Source organism: Streptomyces sp. cmx-4-9, from assembly GCF_046548835.1.
Classification (GTDB): Bacteria; Actinomycetota; Actinomycetes; order Streptomycetales; family Streptomycetaceae; genus Streptomyces.
In genome coordinates, this window is record NZ_JAEBEE010000001.1 from 1,213,626 (window position 1) to 1,233,636 (window position 20,011).

15 protein-coding genes are annotated in these 20,011 nt (G+C 73.7%); 9 read left to right on the forward strand and 6 right to left on the reverse strand.

Annotation, left to right across the window (positions count from 1 at the left end; translation table 11 throughout):
- Nucleotides 1–44 precede the first annotated feature (44 nt).
- Complete coding sequence (gene ftsX / locus ACLJTM_RS05675; protein ID WP_411102199.1) at nucleotides 45–1,010, reverse strand: permease-like cell division protein FtsX; 966 nt, start codon at nucleotides 1,008–1,010, stop codon at nucleotides 45–47.
- Between the two features lie 17 nt (nucleotides 1,011–1,027).
- Complete coding sequence (ftsE, locus tag ACLJTM_RS05680) at nucleotides 1,028–1,717, reverse strand: cell division ATP-binding protein FtsE (protein WP_031146209.1); 690 nt, start codon at nucleotides 1,715–1,717, stop codon at nucleotides 1,028–1,030.
- 236 nt (nucleotides 1,718–1,953) lie between these two features.
- Here ftsE and ACLJTM_RS05685 point away from each other — a divergent pair, with 236 nt between their 5' ends.
- Nucleotides 1,954–2,145, forward strand: coding sequence for a hypothetical protein (locus ACLJTM_RS05685; RefSeq protein WP_411102200.1), 192 nt, complete (start codon nucleotides 1,954–1,956; stop codon nucleotides 2,143–2,145).
- Nucleotides 2,146–2,269: 124 nt separating this feature from the next.
- Here ACLJTM_RS05685 and prfB read toward each other — a convergent pair whose 3' ends face one another.
- Complete coding sequence (gene prfB, locus ACLJTM_RS05690) at nucleotides 2,270–3,379, reverse strand: peptide chain release factor 2 (protein ID WP_411102201.1); 1,110 nt, start codon at nucleotides 3,377–3,379, stop codon at nucleotides 2,270–2,272.
- Nucleotides 3,380–3,695: 316 nt separating this feature from the next.
- On the opposite strand from prfB, the gene ACLJTM_RS05695 reads away from it, so the two are divergent.
- The gene (locus ACLJTM_RS05695; protein WP_411102202.1) at nucleotides 3,696–4,697 is read left to right on the forward strand and encodes an isopenicillin N synthase family dioxygenase; all 1,002 of its coding nucleotides are present in this window, start codon (nucleotides 3,696–3,698) and stop codon (nucleotides 4,695–4,697) included.
- A gap of 19 nt (nucleotides 4,698–4,716) precedes the next feature.
- Here ACLJTM_RS05695 and ACLJTM_RS05700 read toward each other — a convergent pair whose 3' ends face one another.
- A complete protein-coding gene (locus tag ACLJTM_RS05700) occupies nucleotides 4,717–5,967 on the reverse strand; it encodes a serine/threonine-protein kinase (RefSeq protein ID WP_411102203.1) in 1,251 nt (416 codons plus the stop codon).
- A 159-nt stretch (nucleotides 5,968–6,126) separates the two neighbouring features.
- Entirely contained in the window at nucleotides 6,127–7,881 is a 1,755-nt protein-coding gene (locus tag ACLJTM_RS05705; protein ID WP_411102204.1) for a protein kinase domain-containing protein, read from the reverse strand.
- A gap of 436 nt (nucleotides 7,882–8,317) precedes the next feature.
- Here ACLJTM_RS05705 and ACLJTM_RS05710 point away from each other — a divergent pair, with 436 nt between their 5' ends.
- The 5 genes from ACLJTM_RS05710 (at nucleotide 8,318) to ACLJTM_RS05730 (ending at nucleotide 17,489) form a co-directional block, all read left to right on the forward strand.
- Nucleotides 8,318–11,320: an FHA domain-containing protein gene (locus ACLJTM_RS05710; RefSeq protein ID WP_411102205.1), complete on the forward strand. Its 3,003-nt coding sequence runs from the start codon at nucleotides 8,318–8,320 to the stop codon at nucleotides 11,318–11,320.
- Nucleotides 11,321–11,498: 178 nt separating this feature from the next.
- Nucleotides 11,499–12,821 (forward strand): ABC transporter substrate-binding protein, encoded by a 1,323-nt coding sequence (locus tag ACLJTM_RS05715; RefSeq protein WP_411102295.1) that lies wholly within the window; start codon nucleotides 11,499–11,501, stop codon nucleotides 12,819–12,821.
- Between the two features lie 118 nt (nucleotides 12,822–12,939).
- Nucleotides 12,940–14,205, forward strand: coding sequence for a carbohydrate ABC transporter permease (locus tag ACLJTM_RS05720; RefSeq protein ID WP_411102296.1), 1,266 nt, complete (start codon nucleotides 12,940–12,942; stop codon nucleotides 14,203–14,205).
- On the forward strand, nucleotides 14,202–15,107 hold the full coding sequence (locus tag ACLJTM_RS05725; protein WP_411102206.1) for a carbohydrate ABC transporter permease: 906 nt from the start codon (nucleotides 14,202–14,204) through the stop codon (nucleotides 15,105–15,107). Before ACLJTM_RS05720 ends, ACLJTM_RS05725 begins: the two co-directional genes overlap by 4 nt.
- 111 nt (nucleotides 15,108–15,218) lie before the next feature.
- Nucleotides 15,219–17,489 carry a CDP-glycerol glycerophosphotransferase family protein gene (locus ACLJTM_RS05730; protein WP_411102207.1) on the forward strand — a complete coding sequence of 757 codons (2,271 nt, stop codon included), beginning with the start codon at nucleotides 15,219–15,221 and terminating at the stop codon, nucleotides 17,487–17,489.
- A 19-nt stretch (nucleotides 17,490–17,508) separates the two neighbouring features.
- Here ACLJTM_RS05730 and ACLJTM_RS05735 read toward each other — a convergent pair whose 3' ends face one another.
- Nucleotides 17,509–18,120 (reverse strand): TetR/AcrR family transcriptional regulator, encoded by a 612-nt coding sequence (locus ACLJTM_RS05735; protein ID WP_411102208.1) that lies wholly within the window; start codon nucleotides 18,118–18,120, stop codon nucleotides 17,509–17,511.
- Nucleotides 18,121–18,267: 147 nt separating this feature from the next.
- Between ACLJTM_RS05735 and ACLJTM_RS05740 the strand changes: the two genes are divergently transcribed.
- Together ACLJTM_RS05740 and ACLJTM_RS05745 are read left to right on the forward strand one after the other, a co-directional pair.
- Complete coding sequence (locus tag ACLJTM_RS05740; protein WP_411102209.1) at nucleotides 18,268–19,194, forward strand: ABC transporter permease; 927 nt, start codon at nucleotides 18,268–18,270, stop codon at nucleotides 19,192–19,194.
- Nucleotides 19,187–19,957: an ABC transporter ATP-binding protein gene (locus ACLJTM_RS05745; RefSeq protein ID WP_411102210.1), complete on the forward strand. Its 771-nt coding sequence runs from the start codon at nucleotides 19,187–19,189 to the stop codon at nucleotides 19,955–19,957. The genes ACLJTM_RS05740 and ACLJTM_RS05745 overlap by 8 nt, the downstream gene beginning before the upstream one ends.
- The last annotated feature ends 54 nt before the right edge of the window (nucleotides 19,958–20,011 follow it).

The window sequence follows — 20,011 nt, forward strand, 5'->3', positions numbered from 1 at the left end:
CGTGGCGGTACGGCGGGTTGACCGGACCGCCCGCGGGGCGCTTGTCACACCTTCAGGTACTTGCGCAGGGCGATGAAGGCGGCCATGGAGGGCATCAGGAGGCCGATGAACAGGACGTACGGCAGCTTGCCGAGCACCGAGCCCCAGCCCATGAAGTCGATGAGCTGGATCTTGTCGCGCAGTCCGACGCCGTGGTCGATCACGAAGTACTGGCCGGAGGCCAGCATGGCGCAGGCGAACAGGGCGCCGATCAGGCCCGCTACGGCGGCCTCCATGATGAAGGGGACCTGGATGTAGAAGCTGGAGGCGCCGACCAGCCGCATGATCCCGGTCTCCCGCCGGCGGCTGAACGCCGAGACGCGCACCGTGTTGACGATCAGCAGCAGCGCCACGACCAGCATGACCAGCATGATGCCGAGGGCGGCGTAGTTGAGGTAGTTGAGGATCCGGAAGAGGTCGTCGATCTCCTTGCGCTGGTCGTCGACGGTGTGGATGCCGTCGCGGCCCGCGAAGGCGCTGGTGATGACCTTGTACTTCTCCGGGTTCTTCAGCTTGATCCGGAAGGACTCCTGCATCTGGTCCGGGGTGATGGAGGAGGCCAGCGCGGTGTGGCCGTACTGCTCCTGGTAGTGCTTGTAGGCCTCGTCGGCCGACTCGTACGCGACGGACTTGACCAGGTCCATCTTCTTGAGCTCGGACTCGATCTGCTGCTTCTGCTCGGGGGTCACCGCACCCTTGGCGCAGGTGGCGACGCCTGCGGCGGCGGCGCCCGCGGCCTCCGGCTTGCCGGTCCCGCCCGCCTCCTCCGCGTCCTGCTTGTTGCAGAGGTAGATCGAGACGTTGGCCTTGTCGTACCAGTAGCCCTTCATCGAGCTCACCTGCTCGCGCATGAGCAGGGAGCCGCCGAACAGGGCCAGCGACAGGGCCACGGAGATGATGACCGCGAAGGTCATGGTGAGATTGCGCCGGAGACCGACGCCGATCTCCGACATGACGAACTGGGCGCGCATTGCGTCTCAGGGACCTTTCAGTGCTGGTAGCCGTAGACGCCGCGCGACTGGTCGCGCACGAGTCGGCCCTGTTCGAGTTCGATGACGCGCTTGCGCATCTGGTCGACGATCTGCTGGTCGTGGGTGGCCATGATCACCGTGGTGCCGGTCCGGTTGATCCGGTCCAGCAGCTTCATGATCCCGACCGAGGTCTGGGGGTCGAGGTTGCCGGTGGGCTCGTCCGCGATCAGCAGGGCGGGGCGGTTGACGAAGGCGCGGGCGATGGCCACGCGCTGCTGCTCGCCGCCGGAGAGCTCGCCGGGCATGCGGTCCTCTTTGCCGCCCAGGCCCACCAGCTCCAGCACCTGCGGGACGGCCTTGCGGATCTCGCCGCGCGGCTTGCCGATGACCTCCTGCGCGAAGGCGACGTTCTCGGCCACCGTCTTGTTGGGCAGGAGCCGGAAGTCCTGGAACACGGTCCCCAGCTGGCGCCGCATCTGCGGGACCTTCCAGTTGGAGAGCTTGGCGAGGTCCTTGCCCAGGACGTGCACCTGGCCGTGGCTCGCCCGCTCCTCGCGCAGCAGGAGCCTGAGGAAGGTGGACTTGCCGGAGCCGGAGGAGCCGACCAGGAAGACGAACTCGCCCTTCGCGATGTCCAGGGAGACATCTCTGAGTGCGGGGCGGCTCTGCTTCGGATAGGACTTGGAGACGCTGTCGAATCGGATCACGGGTGCACCACGGTCGCCGGGAGTAGGTGTGCGTGACCATACGCGAACGGGCGAGGGGTGTGGACCCGGCATCCGGAGTTGCCCGATATGTCCCCTGCTCCCGGGGGTCCTGACCGCGATTGCCCGGACGGGCCGCGCCGAATGTCGTGGGAGCTGGCACAGTGGTAGGGGGAACCGTCTCGTTCCCCGCGCCGTTGTCTCTCACGGGAGACCTGAGGGGACGAGAGGAGGAGCGCATGACATATGACCGGCTCGTGTGCGCGAACTGCGCCGCACCCGTCAGCCAGGGCCGCTGCCCGGTGTGCCGGGCGAACCGGGAGCGCCTCCAGCAGGAGGGCCCCTTCTCCGGCCTGAACCCCGTGGCGCTCATCGTGCTTCTGGTGGTCTTCGTGGCCGCGCTCGCGCTGGTGGCCCAGCAGACGGCGTAGGGCGCCCGGACACCCGGACGCCCGGGAGCGGCCCGTCAGCGCCGCGTACCGATCACCCGTACGAGGAGGGGCCCGGACACGATCGTGTCCGGGCCCCTCCTTGTCACCCGTGCGTGCGCCTGCGTCAGGCGGTCTGCTCCTGCTGCTTGCGCCAGCGGATGCCCGCCTCCAGGAAGCCGTCGATCTCGCCGTCGAGGACCGCCTGCGGGTTGCCGACCTCGAACTCCGTCCGCAAGTCCTTGACCATCTGGTACGGGTGCAGGACGTAGGAGCGCATCTGGTTGCCCCAGGAGCTTCCGCCGTCCTTGAGGGCGTCCATCTTGTCCTTCTCCTCCTGGCGGCGCCGCTCCAGCAGCTTGGCCTGGAGGACGTTCATGGCGCTGGCCTTGTTCTGGATCTGCGAGCGCTCGTTCTGGCAGGACACCACGATGCCGGTCGGCAGGTGCGTGATGCGCACCGCCGAGTCGGTGGTGTTGACGCCCTGGCCGCCGGGGCCCGAGGCGCGGTAGACGTCCACCCGCAGCTCGGCCTCGTCGATCTCGACGTGGTCGCTGGTCTCGACGACCGGGAGCACCTCGACGCCCGCGAAGGAGGTCTGGCGGCGCCCCTGGTTGTCGAAGGGGGAGATGCGCACCAGGCGGTGCGTGCCCTGCTCGACGGAGAGGGTGCCGTAGGCGTACGGGGCCTTGACCACGAAGGTGGTCGACTTGATGCCGGCCTCTTCCGCGTACGAGGTCTCGTACACCTCGGTGGCGTAGCCGTGCCGCTCGGCCCAGCGCAGGTACATGCGCTGGAGGCGCTCGGCGAAGTCGGAGGCGTCGACGCCGCCGGCCTCGGCGCGGATGTTGACCAGGGCCTCGCGTTCGGCGTACTCGCCGGACAGCAGGGTGCGGACCTCCATCTCGTCCAGCGCCTTGCGCACCGACACCAGCTCGGCCTCCGCCTCCGCGAGGGTGTCCGCGTCGTCCATCTCCTGGGCGAGCTCGAACAGCACCGCGAGGTCGTCGATGCGGCCCCGCAGGGTCTCGGTCTTGCGGACCTCGGCCTGGAGGTGCGAAAGCTTGCTCGTGATCTTCTGGGCGGCCTCCGGGTCGTCCCACAGGGACGGCGCGGCTGCCTGCTCCTCGAGCACGGCGATATCCGCCCGCAGCTTGTCGAGGTCCAGGACGGCCTCGATCGACCCCATGGTCGAGGAGAGGGACTTGAGCTCTTCGGAAACATCGACGACTGCCACGGGTCCAGCGTAGCCGGTCCCCGGACGGGGCCGTCCGGGCAGGCCGGTTCACCCGTACTGGTGGGCCCGGGTACGGGCGTACCCTCACCGTATGACCGTTCGCCTTGTCAAACGCCGCCATGTGGATCACATGCGTGTCACGACGACGAGCTGTCGGCCGCCGGACCATCCCCAAGCCTGATCCACCCCGATCCGACTTGGTCCTGTACGCGGCTTCCGCGGCCCCGGCGCCATCCCTGCCGGGTCCCCTCCCCATGCCCGCGATCCCCGCCATCTCCGGGGAACAGGACCCCGTGACATCCGAAACGGAGCCGTCATGCCGTCCGCGCACTCCCTCCCCGTCCTGGACCTCTCCCAGGCCGACGACCCGGCCCAGCGGGCCGGTTTCCTGAAGAAGCTGCACGCGGCAGCCAGGGACACCGGTTTCCTGCACCTGACCGGACATGGCGTGACCGACGCCGAGACCACGCGCATCCTGGAGCTGACCAGGGCCTTCTTCGCCCTCCCGGAGGCCGACCGGCTCGCGGTGAGCAATCTGAACTCCCCGCACTTCCGCGGGTACACCCGGATCGGCCACGAACTGACCGGCGGCGCCACCGACTGGCGGGACCAGCTGGACGTGGGCGCCGAGCGCCCCGCCCCGGTCCTCGGGCCGGACGACCCGGCCTACCTGTGGCTGGAGGGCCCCAACCAGTGGCCCGCCGCCCTCCCGGAGCTGCGGACGGCGGTCCTGGAGTGGCAGTCGCGGCTGGCGGCGGTGGCGCACCGGCTGCTGCAGGAGCTGCTCGTCTCGATCGGCGCTCCGGCGGACTTCTTCGACGGCGCCTTCGCGGACCGGCCCCACCTGCACACCAAGCTGATCCGCTACCCCGGGTCGGCCCCGTCCGGTGCGGACCAGGGAGTCGGCGCGCACAAGGACTACGGCTTCCTGACGCTGCTGCTCCAGGACTCGGTGGGCGGGCTCCAGGTGGTCCGGGACGGCGGGTACGTGGACGTTCCGCCGCTGCCGGGGGCCTTCGTGGTCAACCTGGGCGAGCTGCTGGAGATTGCGACCGAGGGCTACCTGACGGCCACCGACCACCGGGTGGTCAGCCCGCCGGGGGCGGTGGAGCGGTACTCGGTCCCCTTCTTCTACAACCCCCGCCTGGACGCGGTGGTGGAGACCGTCCCGGGCGACTACCTGCGCTCCGCCCCGGGCCTCGCGCACGACGAGACCAACCCGCTGCACGCGCAGTACGGCCGCAACGAGCTCAAGGGCTGGGTCCGGGCCCACCCGTCGGTGGCCCGGCGCTGGCACCCCGAGCTGGTACCGGCGTAGCCGCACCCCGGGCCCCGTGCTACGGGGTGCGGGGGCCCGACTGCCTGCTGTCCTGCGGGGGCGCCGGCTCCTCGTCCGACACGGCGAGCCAGGTGCCCAGGCCGATCGCCGCGGCCAGGGCCGCGGCGGAGGCGGACAGTACGAGTCTGCGCTTGCGGGCGGCCTCGGCGCGGTGCCGGGCGGAGCCCGGCCGGTGGCCGCCGGCCGGGCGGGGGACCCGGGCGGTGCCCAGGGCGCCGCCCGCCAGCTCGTCCGGCCCGGGCACGCGCATGGAGGTGTGGGTGTCCCGGTTGGAGTCGGTCGCTGAGCCCGGCACCAGCGGGACCACGCCCCGGCGGCGGCCGGGGTCGGCGGCGGCCGGCTCCTTGGCGGGTTCGGATTCGGGTTCCGCGTCGTCGGGTTCGTCGACGTCCAGGGGCGGCATGCCGGCCAGCAGCGGCAGCAGGTCCCGCAGCCGGGCCGACAGCTCCGAGGCCCGCAGCCGCGAGGCGGGGGCCTTGGCCAGGCACTGCACCATCAGCTGCCACAGTTCGTCGGGGATTCCGGGGAGCGGGACGACCGTCTCCGTCACGTGCCGGCGCAGCACCGCCCCGGGGTGGCCGCCGCCGAACGGGGTGAAGCCGGCCAGCAGCTCGTACAGGACCGTGGCCAGGGCGTATATGTCGACCGCCGCCCGCGGCGGGAGGCCCTCCACGATCTCGGGGGCCAGATAGTCCGGGGTGCCGATGATCCGGGTGGTCGGGGCCGAGGCCCGGCCCGCCGGGGCCCGGCGCGGGGAGTCGATGAGCTTGGCCACGCCGAAGTCGGTCAGCAGCGCCGGGTGCGCGCCGCCGGGGCCGAGGGGGCCCTGCATGTCCAGCAGGACGTTCTCCGGCTTGACGTCCCGGTGCACCACCCCCGCGGCGTGTGCGGCGGCGAGCGCGTCCGCCACGTCCGCGACGATCGCCACGGCCGCCTCGGGGGCGAGCCGCCGCTCGCGGTCCAGGCGCGTGCGCAGGTCCGTACCGCGCACCAGGTCCATGACGAGGGCGAGGTCGTTCCCGTCCACGACGAGGTCGCGGACGGACACCACGTGCGGGTGGTCCAGGCCGAGCAGGGCGCTGCGCTCCTGGACGAAGCGTCCGACCAGTTCCTGGTCGGAGGCGAGGTCCTCGCGCAGCAGCTTGACGGCGACGGGCCCGTCCGGCCCCTCACCCAGCCACACCGTGCCCGCGCTGCCGCGCCCCAGGATCTGGTGCGCGGTGTACCGGCTGCCGATCTTCCGTGCCACGACTGCTCCCTCAGCGGCTGGCCTACGCACCAAAGCTACGCGGCCGGGTCGTGGTTGGAGGCCAGTAGGGGGCCCGATTCACGGTGACCTTCACTTCTGCGGGCGAAATCATGCCCCAGAAGTCGACAAATCCACGAAGTCGGCGCTACGGGCCCTGGTTCAGGGCTGTCCGCCACCCGCCGAGTCGCCCACCGAACCGACCCAGTCGGCCACTCCGGTGCCCCAGCTCCAGAGTTGGTCGAACCAGCCCTTGCCGGTGCCGACCCACTCCTGGAGCGGGGTCAGCTCCCAGACCAGCCAGCCGGCCACGAAGAACAGCAGGACCATGACCAGGCAGCCCTTGAGGCAGCCGAGCCCCGGGATGCGTACCGGGTTGGCGCTGCGCCGGCGCGGTTCACGCGGGGGCCTGGGCTCGCGCGGCTCCCGCTGCTGCGGCGGCGGACCCTGCGGGGGCTGCTGCTGCGGCTGCCGGTACTGGGGCTGCTGCGGCTGCCGGTACTGCTGCGGCTGTTGCTGCTGCGGCTGGTAGTGCTGCGGCGGCGGGGGCGCGTACTGCGGCTGCTGGTACGGAGGTTGCTGCTGGTACTGCTGCGGCGGCGGACCCTGGCGGTACGGCTGCTGCTGCGGCTGCTGCTGCCGGCGCGGCTGATGCTGCGGCGGCGGGGGCGCCTGCCGCTGAGGGCGACGGCGCAGCGGGTCGTCGTTCGGGTCGAGGTACTGGACCTGCGTCTGCTCGTTGCGGTCCCGGGCGGCCCGCATCTGCGACTGCCACGGGTGCGGCTGGTCGGGCTGCTGCACGGGGGGCATCACCGAGGTCGGGTCGGCGCCGGGGCCCGGGCCGCCCGTGTGCGGCAGCACCGAGGTGGCATCGGCCGCGCCGACGGGCGGCAGGACGCTGGTCATGCCGTTCGGGTCGTACGCGCCCATCGGCGACCGGGCGGCCCCGCCGGGCAGCACCTGGGTGTGGTCCGCGGCGCCCGGGGTCTCGGGGACCGGGGCGGGCGAGGGGTCGGGGGCGAGCAGGGCGCCGACCCCGAGCGCGGCCTCCACCTCGGCGGCCGTGGAGTGCACGCCGATGCCCGAGGCGACCACGCGCAGCCCGCGGGCCAGGCTCTGGGCGCTGGGGCGCTCGGTGGGCTCCTTGCGCAGGCAGCGCTCGATGACGGTCCACAGCGGCTCGGGCACGGTCGAGGGGCGCTGCGGCTCCTCGCTGAGGTGGCGGTGGAGCACCTCCAGCGCGGTGCCCCCGGCGAACGGCGGTCGGCCGGTGAGCAGCTCGTAGAGCAGGATGCCCGCGCCGTAGATGTCGACGGCGGAGGTCTGCGGGCGGCCCTCGGCGGACTCGGGCGCCACGTAGGCGGGGGTGCCGACGAACTCGTGGGTGCGGGTCAGGCCGGGCGAGTCCGCGAGGCGGGCGATGCCGAAGTCGGTGAGCATCGGCTGCATCCGGCCGCCCCGCTCGTCGAGCAGGACGTTGGCCGGCTTCAGGTCGCGGTGCACCACGCCGTCGGCGTGGCTGGCGGCGAGCGCGTCCGCGATCTGGGCGGTCAGCAGGCTCGCGGCGACGGGGGTGAAGGGGCCGTTCTGGCGGAGGTACTTGTGCAGGTCCGGGCCCTCGATGAGGTCCATGACCAGGGCCAGCAGATCGCCTTCGACGACGAGGTCGCGGGTGCGGACGATGTTGGGGTGGGTCAGGCGCAGCAGCACCGAGCGCTCCCGCAGGAAGCGCATGACGATGTCCGCGTCCTGGGCCAGCTCCTCCTTGAGGACCTTGATGGCCACGGTCTCGCCGGGCTGACCGGCGACGGCCGCCTCCGCACCGGCGGTCTCGCGCTGGCGCGCACGCCAGACGGTGCCCGTGGCGCCGCGCCCGAGCGGCTCCTCGAGCAGATATTTGCTGCCGACTGGCCGCACGTCTCGCGCTCCCCTGCTGTAGTCGTCCGCTGTGTGTTCTCGTACGGGTTTTTCCGGCCCACTCTAGGGGGTGTACCGGGGGAAGACGCCGAGCGCCGGAGGTTGGTTGCCGCACACGTGTACGGAGGGTGATGTGCGCCGGGTATGCCGGTGGCGCTTTTCCTCGGCTTTCCTCGCCATTCACCGGCTTACCGGCCGGATCTGCACAGGGCCGCGACCGATCAAGATCACTTGTTGCCGGGTGCCGGGCGTGTTGTCGGCGACAGGTGCGAGGATGCACCCGTACGGAACGGCACGGGACGGGAGCCCTGCCGTCCGGCAGACCTGACCGGACGACGCGTCCGTGCCGGGCGGGGGGCGATCGGGCGGGCACGTCCCGGACCTTCCCTGCCGGGCGCACACACCGCGCACCGCGCAGAAGGGACCGCTGACGGCGATGCAGATCCGGCTGACCGTCCTTGGGTCGCGCAGCGGCCATCAGACCGCGACCGCACCGGCGAGCTGTGACGTACTCGTCACGGCGCCGGCCGGTACCGCCCTCGCCGCGGTCGCCTCCGGGCTCGCGGCCACCGTGGGCGGCCCCGACACCGGGGGCACCGTCGTGCTGTACGCCGGCGCCGAGCGGCTCGACCTGCAGCGCCGGGTGCTGGGTGAGCCTCCGCTGGTGGACGGCGCCGTCCTGGCGCTGCACGGGCCGGTCCCGGACGTGCTGCCCGAGGAGAGCCCCGGCGCCCCCCAGCTGCACGTGGTCGCCGGACCCGACGCCGGCGGGGTGCACCTGCTGCACAGCGGCCAGATCCGGGTGGGCCGGTCCGCCGACGCGGACGTCCCGCTGGACGACCCCGACGTGTCCCGGCTGCACTGCGCGGTGACCGTGGCGCCGGACGGCCGGGTGACGGTGGCCGACCTGGACTCGACGAACGGCACCACCCTGGACGGCGCCCCGGTGGGCCCCCGGCCGACGGCCCTGCCGCCGGGGGCCCTGCTGCGGGTCGGCGAGTCCACCCTGCGGCTGACGCCCGCGGGCACGGCCGCGCCCCTGCCCGTGGTCCCGGACCCGGAGGGCCACCTCGTCCTGCCGCGCCGCGCGCAGCCCGTGCCCGGCGCCGGGGCCGTGCCCGGCCGGGTGCCGCACCCCGCGGGCCCCGAGGGCGTGGGAGCGCCGGCCGCGCCGCGGGCGGCGCTGCCCCGCCAGGCGGGACCCGCGGCCCCGCCCCGCCCGGCGCCCGCCGGCGCCCCCGCGGCGGCTGCGTACCCGGCGGGGCCGGCCGCAGGAGCCGGCGGCCGGGACGAGGGCGCCGACGAGGGCGCCGCGGGCGGCCGCCGCAGGGGCCTCGGGGCCTGGGCCCGCCGCTGGGTGCGCGGGGAGGAGCTCCCGGAGGCCGAGGCCGTGCCGGAGGCGGTGGCCGCCGCCGCGCCCGACCCGGACGACCCCGCGTCGCTGCTGCTGGCCGCCCTGGGCCCCAGCGAACGCCTCTGGTCCCGCGGCCCCGGCCATCCCGGGGTGCTGGACCTCGGCCTCGGGGCGGGCAGCCGGGTGGCGTTGCGGACGGTCGGCGGCCTGGGGCTGGCCGGGCCCCGCGCCCGGCTCGCCGGAGTGGCCCGCTGCCTCGTCGCCCAGCTGGCGGCGCTGCACGCACCGGCCCAGCTGGAGATCGTGCTCGTGTGCACCGACCGGGCCCGGGGCCTGGCCGAACGGCGGCGCGACTGGGGCTGGCTGGGCTGGCTGCCGCACGTACGGCCCGCGCACGGCCAGGACTGCCGCCTGCTGCTGGCCTACGACCGCGACCAGGCCGCCGCCCGGACCGGCGAGCTGACCCGGCGGCTCGACGAGGGGCCGCTCGGCACCCATTGGGCGGCCACCGACCCCGAGGGCGTCCGCCAGGCCGCCCGGGCCTACGCGGGCCCGTACACCCTGCTCGTCCTGGACGGGGACCCCGGCACGGGGGCGCTGCGCGACGTCACGGGGCGCCTCGCCTCGCACGGCCCGGCGGCGGGCATCCATGTCCTCGCGCTCGCCGAGGCCCCGGCGGCCACGCCCGCCTCCCCGGTCGCCGAGACCTACGAGAGCGCCTGCGCGGCCAACCCGGCCTTCCGTGACTGCGGGGCGGCGGCCCTGCTCAGCGGGGACGTGGCCACGACCGTACGGACCTTCGCGGTCAGCGGCGGCAGACCCGTCCCCTCCGGGGCCTCGGCCACCGCCGACGCCGTGTCCGCGGCCTGGGCCGAGCGCTTCGCCCGGGCCCTGGCGCCCCTGCGCGCCGACGCGGGCTCCGCGCAGCCCTCCCGGCCCACCTCCGCGACGCTGCCGGCCACCGCGCGCCTCCTCGACGAGCTGGGACTGGCCCGGGCCACCCCGGCTTCCCTGATGGCCCGCTGGGCCGCCGGCACCGACCAGGGGCAGGGCTCGGGCGGCCTCGCCGAGATCGTGCTGGGCAGCGGACGGCGCGGGGCGGTCGGCGCCGAACTGGTCCACGACGGCCCGCACCTGCTGATCGAGGGGCCCGCGGGAAGCGGCCGTACCGAGTTGCTGCGGTCGGTGGCGGCGTCCCTGGCGGCGGGCGCCCGGCCCGACCGGCTCGGGCTGGTCCTCCTCGACGGGGCGGGCGGCGAGCGCGGCGAGGGTCTGCTGCCCTGCACCGAACTCCCCCACGTGTCCGCCCACCTCGTCGCCACCGACCCCGTGCGCATGCGGGAGTTCGCGCAGGCCCTCGGCGCGGAGCTGAAGCGGCGCGCGGAATTCCTCGCCGGGGTGCCGTTCACCGAATGGCACGGCCGGGACCACGACCGGCACGAGCTCGCCGAGCGGATGGTCTCGCCCCGGCCGCCCACCCCCGGGGAGCTGCGCGGCGACATAGAGTCCCCCCGTTCGGGCACGCTGCGCCTGCGGTCCGCGGCGGCCCGGGCCACGGAACAGGCGCCCGGGCCCGGGCCGCTGCCCCGTCTGGTGGTCCTGGTCGACGACCTCGACGCGCTGGTCGCACCGGGGCTGGGCAGTACGGGCCGCCCCGCCGCCGGTTCGGTGGTCCGGGCACTGGAGGCGGTGGCCCGCGACGGTGCCCGGCTGGGGGTACACCTGGTGGCCACCACCGCCCGCCCGGACCGCACCGCCGACACCGGGCTGGCCCGCCTGGCCACCCTGCGCGTGGAGCTGGACGCCCCCGACCAGCCGGGCCCCGGCCGCGGCCTGCTGCGGTACGCCGACGGCCGGACCGTCCCCTTCCAGGCGGGCCGGGTCACGGGGCGGATCCCGCGGACCGCGACCTTGCGGCCGACCGTGGTCCCGGTGGAGTGGGAGCGGATGGGCGATCCGCCGGCCCGCCGCCCGGTGCGGGAACTCGGCAACGGGCCCACCGACCTCGCGCTGCTGGCCAGCGCCCTGGACCGGGCCTCCCACCTGGTCTCGGCGACGCCCGTGCCGTTCCCCGCGGCCCCCTGAGCCGCCCGCGCACCCTCTGACCGGCCGGCGCCCCGCCTCCGCCGGCCGGCCCGTCCGGCTGGAGGCGGTATTGCGGGGGCGGGCGGGTCGGGCGTAGACCTGTGGTTCGGGACACACCATGAACCTCGGGGGCAGAGCCATGCGCACGCGCGGAACGAGCCGGACGAAGATCAGCTGGATGGCCCTGGCGGCCGCGGGAGCCCTGGCGCTCACCGCGTGCGGCGGCGATCCCGAGCCGGCGGCGGAGGCCGGGCCGAGCGGGGCGCCGACCGCCCCGACCGTCGAACTGCCGCAGCTCCAGGGCGAGAAGCTGGAGGTCGCGGCCGTCTGGACGGGCCCGGAGCAGGAGAACTTCACCAAGGTGCTCAAGGAGTTCGAGAAGCGGACCGGCGCCACCGTCACCTTCGTCCCGGCCCAGGACCCGATCGTCACCTTCCTCGGCTCGAAGATCGCGGGCGGCGCCCCGCCGGACGTGGCGCTGCTCCCGCAGGTAGGGGCCCTGGTCTCCGCGGTGCAGAACAAGTGGGCGCAGCCGGTGGGCCCCGAGGCCCAGGCGCAGCTCGACAAGAACTACTCGGCGGGCTGGAAGGCCCTCGGCGCCGTGGACGGCACCCAGTACGGCGTGTACTACAAGGCGGCCAACAAGTCGCTGGTCTGGTACAACGCGAAGGCCTTCGAGGCGGCAGGGGTCAAACCCCCGGCCACCTGGAAGGAGTTGGTGGCGGCGGCGGACACCCTGTCCGCCTCGGGGACCCCGGCGGTCTCGGTGGCCGGCGCGGACGGCTGGACCCTCACCGACTGGTTCGAGAACGTCTACCTGTCCCAGGCGGGGCCGGAGAAGTACGACCAGCTGGCCAAGCACCGGATCAAGTGGACGGACGACAGCGTCAAGCAGGCGCTCACCACGCTGGGCGAACTGTTCGGCCGCAAGGACTTCCTGGCGGGCGGGCCCCAGGGGGCGCTGTCGACGGAATTCCCCAAGTCGGTGACCCAGACCTTCACGGGCGGCGACCGGCCGGCCGCGGCGATGGTCTTCGAGGGCGACTTCGTGGCGGTGAACATCGCGCAGACCGAGGCGAAGGTCGGCAAGGACGCACTCGTCTTCCCCTTCCCCGCGGTCGGGGCAAAGGCGCCGGTGGTCTCGGGCGGGGACGTGGCGGTGGCCCTGAAGCCGTCCAAGGGCGCGCAGGCCCTGCTGACCTTCCTGGCCTCGCCGGACGCGGCACAGATCCATGCCCGCCAGGGTGGTTTCATCTCCCCGAACAAGGCGGTCGACCCGGGCGCCTACCCGGACGCCATCCAGCGGGACATCGCCAAGGCGCTGATCGCGGCGGGCGACGACTTCCGCTTCGACATGTCGGACCAGGCCCCGGCGGCCTTCGGCGGGACTCCGGGCGCGGGTGAGTGGAAGGCGCTCCAGGACTTCCTGGCGAACCCGTCGGACGTGGCGGGTGCGCAGGCGAAACTGGAGGCGGACGCGGCCAAGGCCTACGGGAACTGATCCGGTGGCGGCCACGGTCACCACCCGGCACGAGGACGAGGACAAGGGCCGGGGCGCGGGCGGCGGCGCCGGCCGGACCGGCCGGACGGCGCGCTCTGCGGAGGCCCGGCGCCGCCGCCTGGTCGCGGCGGCCTTCCTGCTGCCGGCCTTCGTCCTGCTGGGCGCGCTCGTCGTCCACCCCATCGGGTACTCGCTGTTCCGCAGTTTCTTCGACCGCTCGGGCTCCGGTTTCGTCGGGGTGGACAACTACCGGGAGATCCTGGCCGACGACACGATCCGCACGGCCCTGACGAACACCGCGCTGTGGGTGGTGCTCGCCCCGACGACGGCCACCGCCCTCGGACTGATCTTCGCGGTGCTCACCGAACGGGTGCGCTGGGGAACGGCGTTCAAGCTGCTGGTGTTCATGCCGATGGCCATCTCGATGCTGGCGGCAGGCATCATCTTCCGCCTCGTCTACGACCACGACCCCGACCGGGGCGTGGCCAATGCGGTCTGGGTGTCCGTCCACGACACCTTCGCGGAGTCCTCGGCCTTCCCCAAGGCCCGCCCCGGCCGGGACTCCCCCCTGGTGCCCGCCGGGGGCGGCGCGTTCGTGACGCGCGACCCCGTGCGTGCGGGCACCCCGGTGCTGCTTCCCCTGGTCGGTGTGGCCCCGGAGGCGCTGCCGGAGGGGACCCGTACGGCCAGGGCGGCGCCCGCCGACCCCGGCCGGGTCACGGGTACGGCCTGGCAGGACTTCACCCGGGGCGGGGGCGGCAGCACCAACGCGGTCGACCCGGCCGAGTCCGGCTTCGCCGGGATGCGGGTGGAGGCGGTCAAGGACGGCGTGGTGGTGGACACGGCGAGGGCGCGGGCCGACGGCACCTTCAGCCTGTCCGCGAAGGCCGACGGCGCGCTGCTGCGGCTGCCCGCCGCGAACTTCCGGGAGGCGTACGGCGGGGTGCAGTGGCTGGGGCCGGCGCTGGTGACCCCGGCGGTCATCGGGGCGTACGTGTGGATGTGGGCCGGGTTCGCGATGGTGCTGATCGGGGCCGGTCTGGCCGCCGTACCGCGCGAACTGCTGGAGGCGGCGCGGGTGGACGGGGCGAACGAGTGGCAGGTGTTCCGCCGGATCACCGTGCCGCTGCTGGCCCCGGTCCTGGTGGTCGTCCTGGTCACCCTGGTCATCAACGTGATGAAGGTCTTCGACCTGGTCTTCGTGATCGCGCCGGGCGCGGTGCAGGACGATGCGAACGTCCTCGCACTGCAGCTCTACCGGACCTCCTTCGGCACGGACGCCGATCCGGGCCTGGGCAGCGCCATCGCGGTACTGCTGCTGGTACTGGTGGTGCCGGTGATGCTGGTGAATATCCGCAGGCTCCGGAAGGAGGGCTCCCGATGACCGCCCCGGCTCCCGCCCGCACCACCGGCCCGGCCCCGGTCCCGGCTCCGGGGCCCGCGCCCTCCCGGCGGGCCGCGAGCGCCCTCGCGGGCGGGGCGCTGCGGATCTTCCTGATCCTGGCGGGGCTGTTCTGGCTGATGCCGACACTCGGGCTGCTGATCTCCTCCTTCCTCTCCCCCACCGACCTCAACAAGGGCGGCTGGTGGCAGGCGCTCACCGCACCCGCCCGGCTCACCACCGGCAACTACGAGCGGCTGCTCGCCAACGACACGATCACCGGCTCGCTCCTGAACACGGTGGCGATCGCCGTCCCGGCAACCCTGCTCGTGGTGGTGCTCGGCGCGTTCGCGGGATACGCCTTCGCCTGGCTGGACTTCCCGGGCCGGGACTGGCTCTTCCTGGTCGTCGTCGGGCTGCTGGTGGTACCCGTCCAGGTGGCCCTGATCCCCGTCTCCGAACTCTTCGGCTCCATCGGGCTGTTCGAGACCACCGCCGGGGTGGTCCTCTTCCACACCGCCTTCGGTCTGCCCTTCGCCGTGTTCCTGCTGCGCAACTTCTTCGCGGAGATCCCGCGCGAGCTGCTGGAGGCGGCCCGGCTCGACGGGGCGGGCGAACTGCGGCTGTTCGCCCGGGTGGTGCTCCCGCTGGGCGGTCCGGCGATCGCCTCGCTCGGCATCTTCCAGTTCCTGTGGGTGTGGAACGACATGCTGGTCGCGCTGGTCTTCGCGGACTCGGCGAACCCGCCGGTGACGGTCGCCCTGCAACAGCAGGTACGGCAGTTCGGGAACAACATCGACGTGCTGGCACCCGGGGCGTTCCTGTCGATGGTGGTGCCGCTCGTCGTCTTCTTCGCCTTCCAACGGCAGTTCGTCTCCGGGGTGATGGCCGGCGCGATCAAGTGAGGGAGGGGCGGGCCGGCGCGGGCTAACCCGAATGCCGCACGCCGCGTAACCCGATCACCACGCCGGGGGTTCTGGGGCCGTATCGCCCGCCCGCCGACCCCTGGATGTGCCGTGCCCCGGTTCAGCGTCATCGTGCCCGCGTACAAGGTCCAGGCGTACCTCCGGGAAAGTCTGGAATCGGTCCTGACGCAGTCCCACCCGGACCTCGAACTGATCGCGGTCGACGACGCCTCACCGGACTCGTGCGGTGCGCTCATCGACGAGTACGCGGCCCGGGACCCGCGGGTGACCGCCGTGCACCTGGCGCACAACCTGGGTCCGGGTCCGGCCCGCAACGCGGGCCTGGCCCGGGCCACCGGGGACTACCTGATCTTCCTCGACGGTGACGACACCCTGGCCCCGGGCGCCCTGCAGGCCGTCACGGACCGGCTGAAGGACACCGGTTCCCCTGACGTCCTGGTCTACGGCCACGCGTGCACCTCCTGGACGGGCGAAGTGGTGCGCGAGCCGCTGTGCGGCCGGCTCTCGCAGGAGGGTCCGGCCAGCTTCCGGCTCGCCGACCGCCCGGCGCTGCTCGGCATCCCGATGGTGGTGTGGAACAAGGCCTACCGCCGCGAGTACGTGGAGCGCGAGGGCCTCGCCTTCCCGCCCGGCTTCCACGAGGACACCCCGTGGAGCTGGCCGGCGCTGCTGGCCGCCGAGTCCGTGGCCGTCCTGAGCCGGGTGTGCGTCCACTCCCGCCGGCGCCGCACCGGGTCGATCCTGACCACGTGCAGCCGCCGCCACCTCGACGTCTTCGACCAGTACGACCGGGTCTTCGCGTACCTGTCCGGCCGCCCCGAGATGGAGCGCTGGCGGCCCGCGGTGCACCGGCGGATGGCCGAGCACTTCTGCGCCCTGTACGCCGACCCCCGCCGGCTGCCGCGCGGCAGCCGGGCGGAGTTCTTCCGCCGGGCCGGCGTGCTGCTGCGCCGCTACCGGGCGCCCGGCGGCGCGGGCGCGCTGCCGCTGTCCCTGTCGCGGACCGACCGGGTCCGGCACACCCTGATGCGGCTGGGCGCCCGGCGCACCCACGGGCTGCTGTCGGCCCTGCGGGCGGCGGGCCTGGCGGCCGGCCGGGGGGCCGCGGCCGTGGGGCGGGGCCTGGGCGAGAGCTCCCTGCGCCTGCACTACCGGTTCCAGCGGCTGCTGCCGCTGCGGCCCGAGCTGGCGGTGTTCTCCGCGTACTGGCACGGCGGTTACGCCTGCAACCCGGCGGCGATCGAGGCGAAGCTGCGGGAGCTGGCGCCCCGGATGCGGACGGCGTGGATCTGCAACCCGGAGCACGCGGCGACCCTCCCGCGCGGGACGGCGGCGCTGCGCCCCGGCTCGGCCGCGTACTGGAGCGCCCTGGCGCGGGCCGCGTACCTGGTCACGAACGTCAACGTCGAACGGGCGCTGGTCAAGCGCCCGGGTCAGATCCTGGTCCAGACCCAGCACGGCACCCCGCTCAAGCGGGTCGGCCTGGATCTCCAGGACCGGCCGGCGGCCACCCCGACCGGCGATGTCGCGGGGCTGCTGCGGGGCGCCGACCAGTGGGACTACCTGCTCTCCGCGAACCGGCACTCCACGCTGGTCTGGGAGAAGGCCGTCCCGGCCGCGTACACCACCTTGGAGTACGGCTACCCGCGCAACGACGTCTTCCACCGGGCCTCCCGGGCGGACGTGCTGGAGCTGCGGGAGCGGCTCGGCATCCCGCCGGGCTCCACCGCGATCCTGTACGCGCCCACGCACCGCGACTACCGGCGCAGCCGCCCCGACCACCTGGACTTCGAGCGGGTCCTGCGCGACCTCGGCCCGCGCTACACACTGCTGGTCCGCACGCACCTCACGTACGCGGACTCCGGCGTCCCGGCCGACGCGCCCGCGCGGCTCGTGGACGTCTCCGGGCACCCGTCGGTCGAGGAGCTGTGCCTGGCCTCGGACGCGCTGGTGACGGACTACTCGTCGCTGATGTTCGACTACGCGGTGCTGGACCGGCCGATCGTGATCCACGCGGACGACTGGGAGGCGTACGAGGCCGCCCGCGGCACCTACTTCGACCTGCGGGCGTGCCCGCCGGGTGCGATCGCGCGGACCGAGGACGAGCTGGTGGACATCTTCGCCACGGGCCACTGGCAGGGATCGCGCTCCGCGCAGCTCAGGGCGGCGTTCCGCGCCCGGTTCTGCACGCACGACGACGGCCACGCCGCGGAGCGGGTGGTCCGCCGGGTGTTCCTGGGCCAGAGCGCTCCGGTCCCGGCGGTGGTCCCGCCGCAGGAGAGGCGTCCGGCGCCGGCGGCCCCGGCCCCGGCCGTGGAGCCCGCGCCGGCGGCCGTCTCGGCGCCCCGCTTCCCCTTCTGACGGGGGCGGGCCGCGGGTTTCAGGAGGCTCGCAGCCCGGCGACCACCGAGCGCGCCAGGTCGTCCAGGTAGTCCGCGGGGACCCGGTCCCGGACGACGACCTGGCGCCAGTACAGCGGGCCGATCACCAGGTCGAGCGCCCGGCCCGGGTCGGTGCCCGCGGGCAGTTCGCCGCGCTCGACGGCGCCCGAGACGATCCCCTGCGCCATCCGCTCCTGTCCGTCCAGCAGCGCGCCGCGGACCGCGTCGGCGATCTCCGGGTTCCGGGCGGCCTCGACCAGCAGGTCGGGGATGACGGCGGAGGCCACCGGGTGCCGCAGCACGTGGGACATGACTTCGAGCAGCGCCCGTACGTCCCCGTGGAGGGAACCGGTCTCCGGCACCGGGAGCCCGTCCACGGCGAAGGCGCCCACCAGGTCGAGGACCAGGTGCAGCTTCGACTTCCACCGCCGGTAGACGGCGGTCTTGCCCACGCCGGCCCGGCGGGCGATGCCCTCGATCGACATCTTCGAGAACCCCACCGCGGCCAGTTCCTCCACGACCGCCTCGCGGATCGCCTCGGTCACGTCCGCCCGCAGGACGGCGGCCCCGGCGGGGGCACGGCGGGCGGGGGCGGCAGGGTCCGTGGTCATGGACAGAGCATAGCCGGGCAGGCCGACTCCCAGTCGTCACGACGATACGGTTGCGTTCCGTCGGGTCACGCCCTACTGTCACCGTAGCGACGATACGGACCCGTCCCATCGCTCGCAGGCCCCGGACCCCCGGCGAAAGCGACCCTCGTGACCACCGCGACCGCACCCCTGCACCCGCCCGCACCGCCCGCGCAGCCCGCCACCTCCGCGGAGCGCGCCGCCCTCGCAGCCGCCCACGGGCTGACCCTGAGCGGCGCCCGCCCCTCCCTGCCGCGCTACGTCGCACAGCTCTGGGGCCGCCGCCACTTCGTGGGCGCGTACGCCACCGCCCGCATGCAGGCGCAGTACAGCACCGCGAAGCTCGGCCAGGTCTGGCACCTGGTGACCCCGCTGCTCAACGCGGCCGTCTACTACTTCATCTTCGGCAAGGTGATGCACGCCAGCCACGGCGTGCCCGACTACCTGCCCTTCCTGATCACCGGCGTGTTCGTCTGGGACTTCATCGGCAGCTCGGTCAACGCCGGCACCCGCGCCGTCCACGGCAACCTCGGCCTGGTCCGCGCCCTGCACTTCCCCCGCGCCAGCCTGCCCATCTCCACCGTCGTGCAGCTCTTCCAGCAGCTGCTCGTCACCATGGGAGCCCTGGCCGTGCTGCTCGTCGCCTTCGGGCAGACCCCCGGCCCGGCCTGGCTGCTGGCCGTCCCGACCCTGCTGCTGATGGCCGTCTTCGCCGCCGGCTGCGCCATGGTCCTGGCCCGCGTCGGCAGCAAGAACCCGGACGTCAGCCAGCTGATGCCGTTCGTCCTGCGCACCTGGATGTACTCCTCCGGTGTCATGTGGTCCATCGACCAGATGCTCAGCACCGACCAGCTGCCGCACTGGGTGCTGGTGGTGCTCAAGAACCAGCCCGCGGCCGTCTACATCGACCTGATGCGCTTCTCGCTCATCGACAGCTTCACCGCCCGGGCGCTGCCGCCCCACGTGTGGGCCGTGGCCGTCGGCTGGGCCCTGCTCGCCGGAGTCGGCGGGTTCATCTACTTCTGGAAGGCCGAGGAGGAGTACGGCCGTGGCTGACACCGCTGTGAAGACCCCCACCGTCATCGCCGACGAGGTCCACGTCGTCTACAGGGTCAACGGAGGCGGCCGCAAGGGCGGCGCCACCGCCGCCCTCAGCCGGGTCTTCTCCCGCAAGCCCGCCCCCGGCGTCCGCGAGGTGCACGCCGTGAAGGGCGTCAGCTTCACCGCGTACAAGGGCGAGGCGATCGGACTGATCGGCTCCAACGGCTCGGGCAAGTCCACCCTGCTGGCGGCCATCGCAGGCCTCCAGCCGGTGGCCCGCGGCGCCGTCTACTCGCACGGCCAGCCCTCGCTGCTGGGCGTGAACGCCGCGCTGATGAACGACCTGACCGGGGAGCGCAACGTCGTCCTCGGCGGCCTCGCGATGGGCATGACCAGGCAGCAGATCCGCGAGCGCTACCAGGACATCGTCGACTTCTCCGGGATCAACGAGAAGGGGGACTTCATCTCCCTGCCGATGCGCACCTACTCCTCCGGCATGGGCGCCCGGCTGCGGTTCTCCATCGCCGCCGCCAAGGACCACGACGTCCTGATGATCGACGAGGCCCTGGCCACCGGCGACGCCGCCTTCCAGCGGCGCAGCCAGGCCCGCATCGAGGAACTCCGCGAGCGGGCCGGCACCGTCTTCCTCGTCAGCCACGGCATCAACACGGTCCGCGAGACCTGCGACCGCGCGATCTGGCTGGAATCAGGCGTCCTGCGCATGGACGGCCCCGCCGAGGAGGTCTGCGCCGCCTACGAGGCCTTCACGCGCCGCTAGAGCCGTCACCGGCCGGTCCGGCGCGGGACCCGCGCACAAGGCCCCGGCCCCCGG

Bases quoted from the DNA above. Each gene is read 5' to 3' on its own strand.
- ftsX (WP_411102199.1), bottom strand. From the start codon at position 1,010: ATGCGCGCCCAGTTCGTCATGTCGGAGATCGGCGTCGGTCTCCGGCGC.
- ACLJTM_RS05685 (WP_411102200.1), top strand. From the start codon at position 1,954: ATGACATATGACCGGCTCGTGTGCGCGAACTGCGCCGCACCCGTCAGC.
- ACLJTM_RS05695 (WP_411102202.1), top strand. From the start codon at position 3,696: ATGCCGTCCGCGCACTCCCTCCCCGTCCTGGACCTCTCCCAGGCCGAC.
- ACLJTM_RS05710 (WP_411102205.1), top strand. From the start codon at position 8,318: ATGCAGATCCGGCTGACCGTCCTTGGGTCGCGCAGCGGCCATCAGACC.
- ACLJTM_RS05715 (WP_411102295.1), top strand. From the start codon at position 11,499: ATGGCCCTGGCGGCCGCGGGAGCCCTGGCGCTCACCGCGTGCGGCGGC.
- ACLJTM_RS05725 (WP_411102206.1), top strand. From the start codon at position 14,202: ATGACCGCCCCGGCTCCCGCCCGCACCACCGGCCCGGCCCCGGTCCCG.
- ACLJTM_RS05735 (WP_411102208.1), bottom strand. From the start codon at position 18,120: ATGACCACGGACCCTGCCGCCCCCGCCCGCCGTGCCCCCGCCGGGGCC.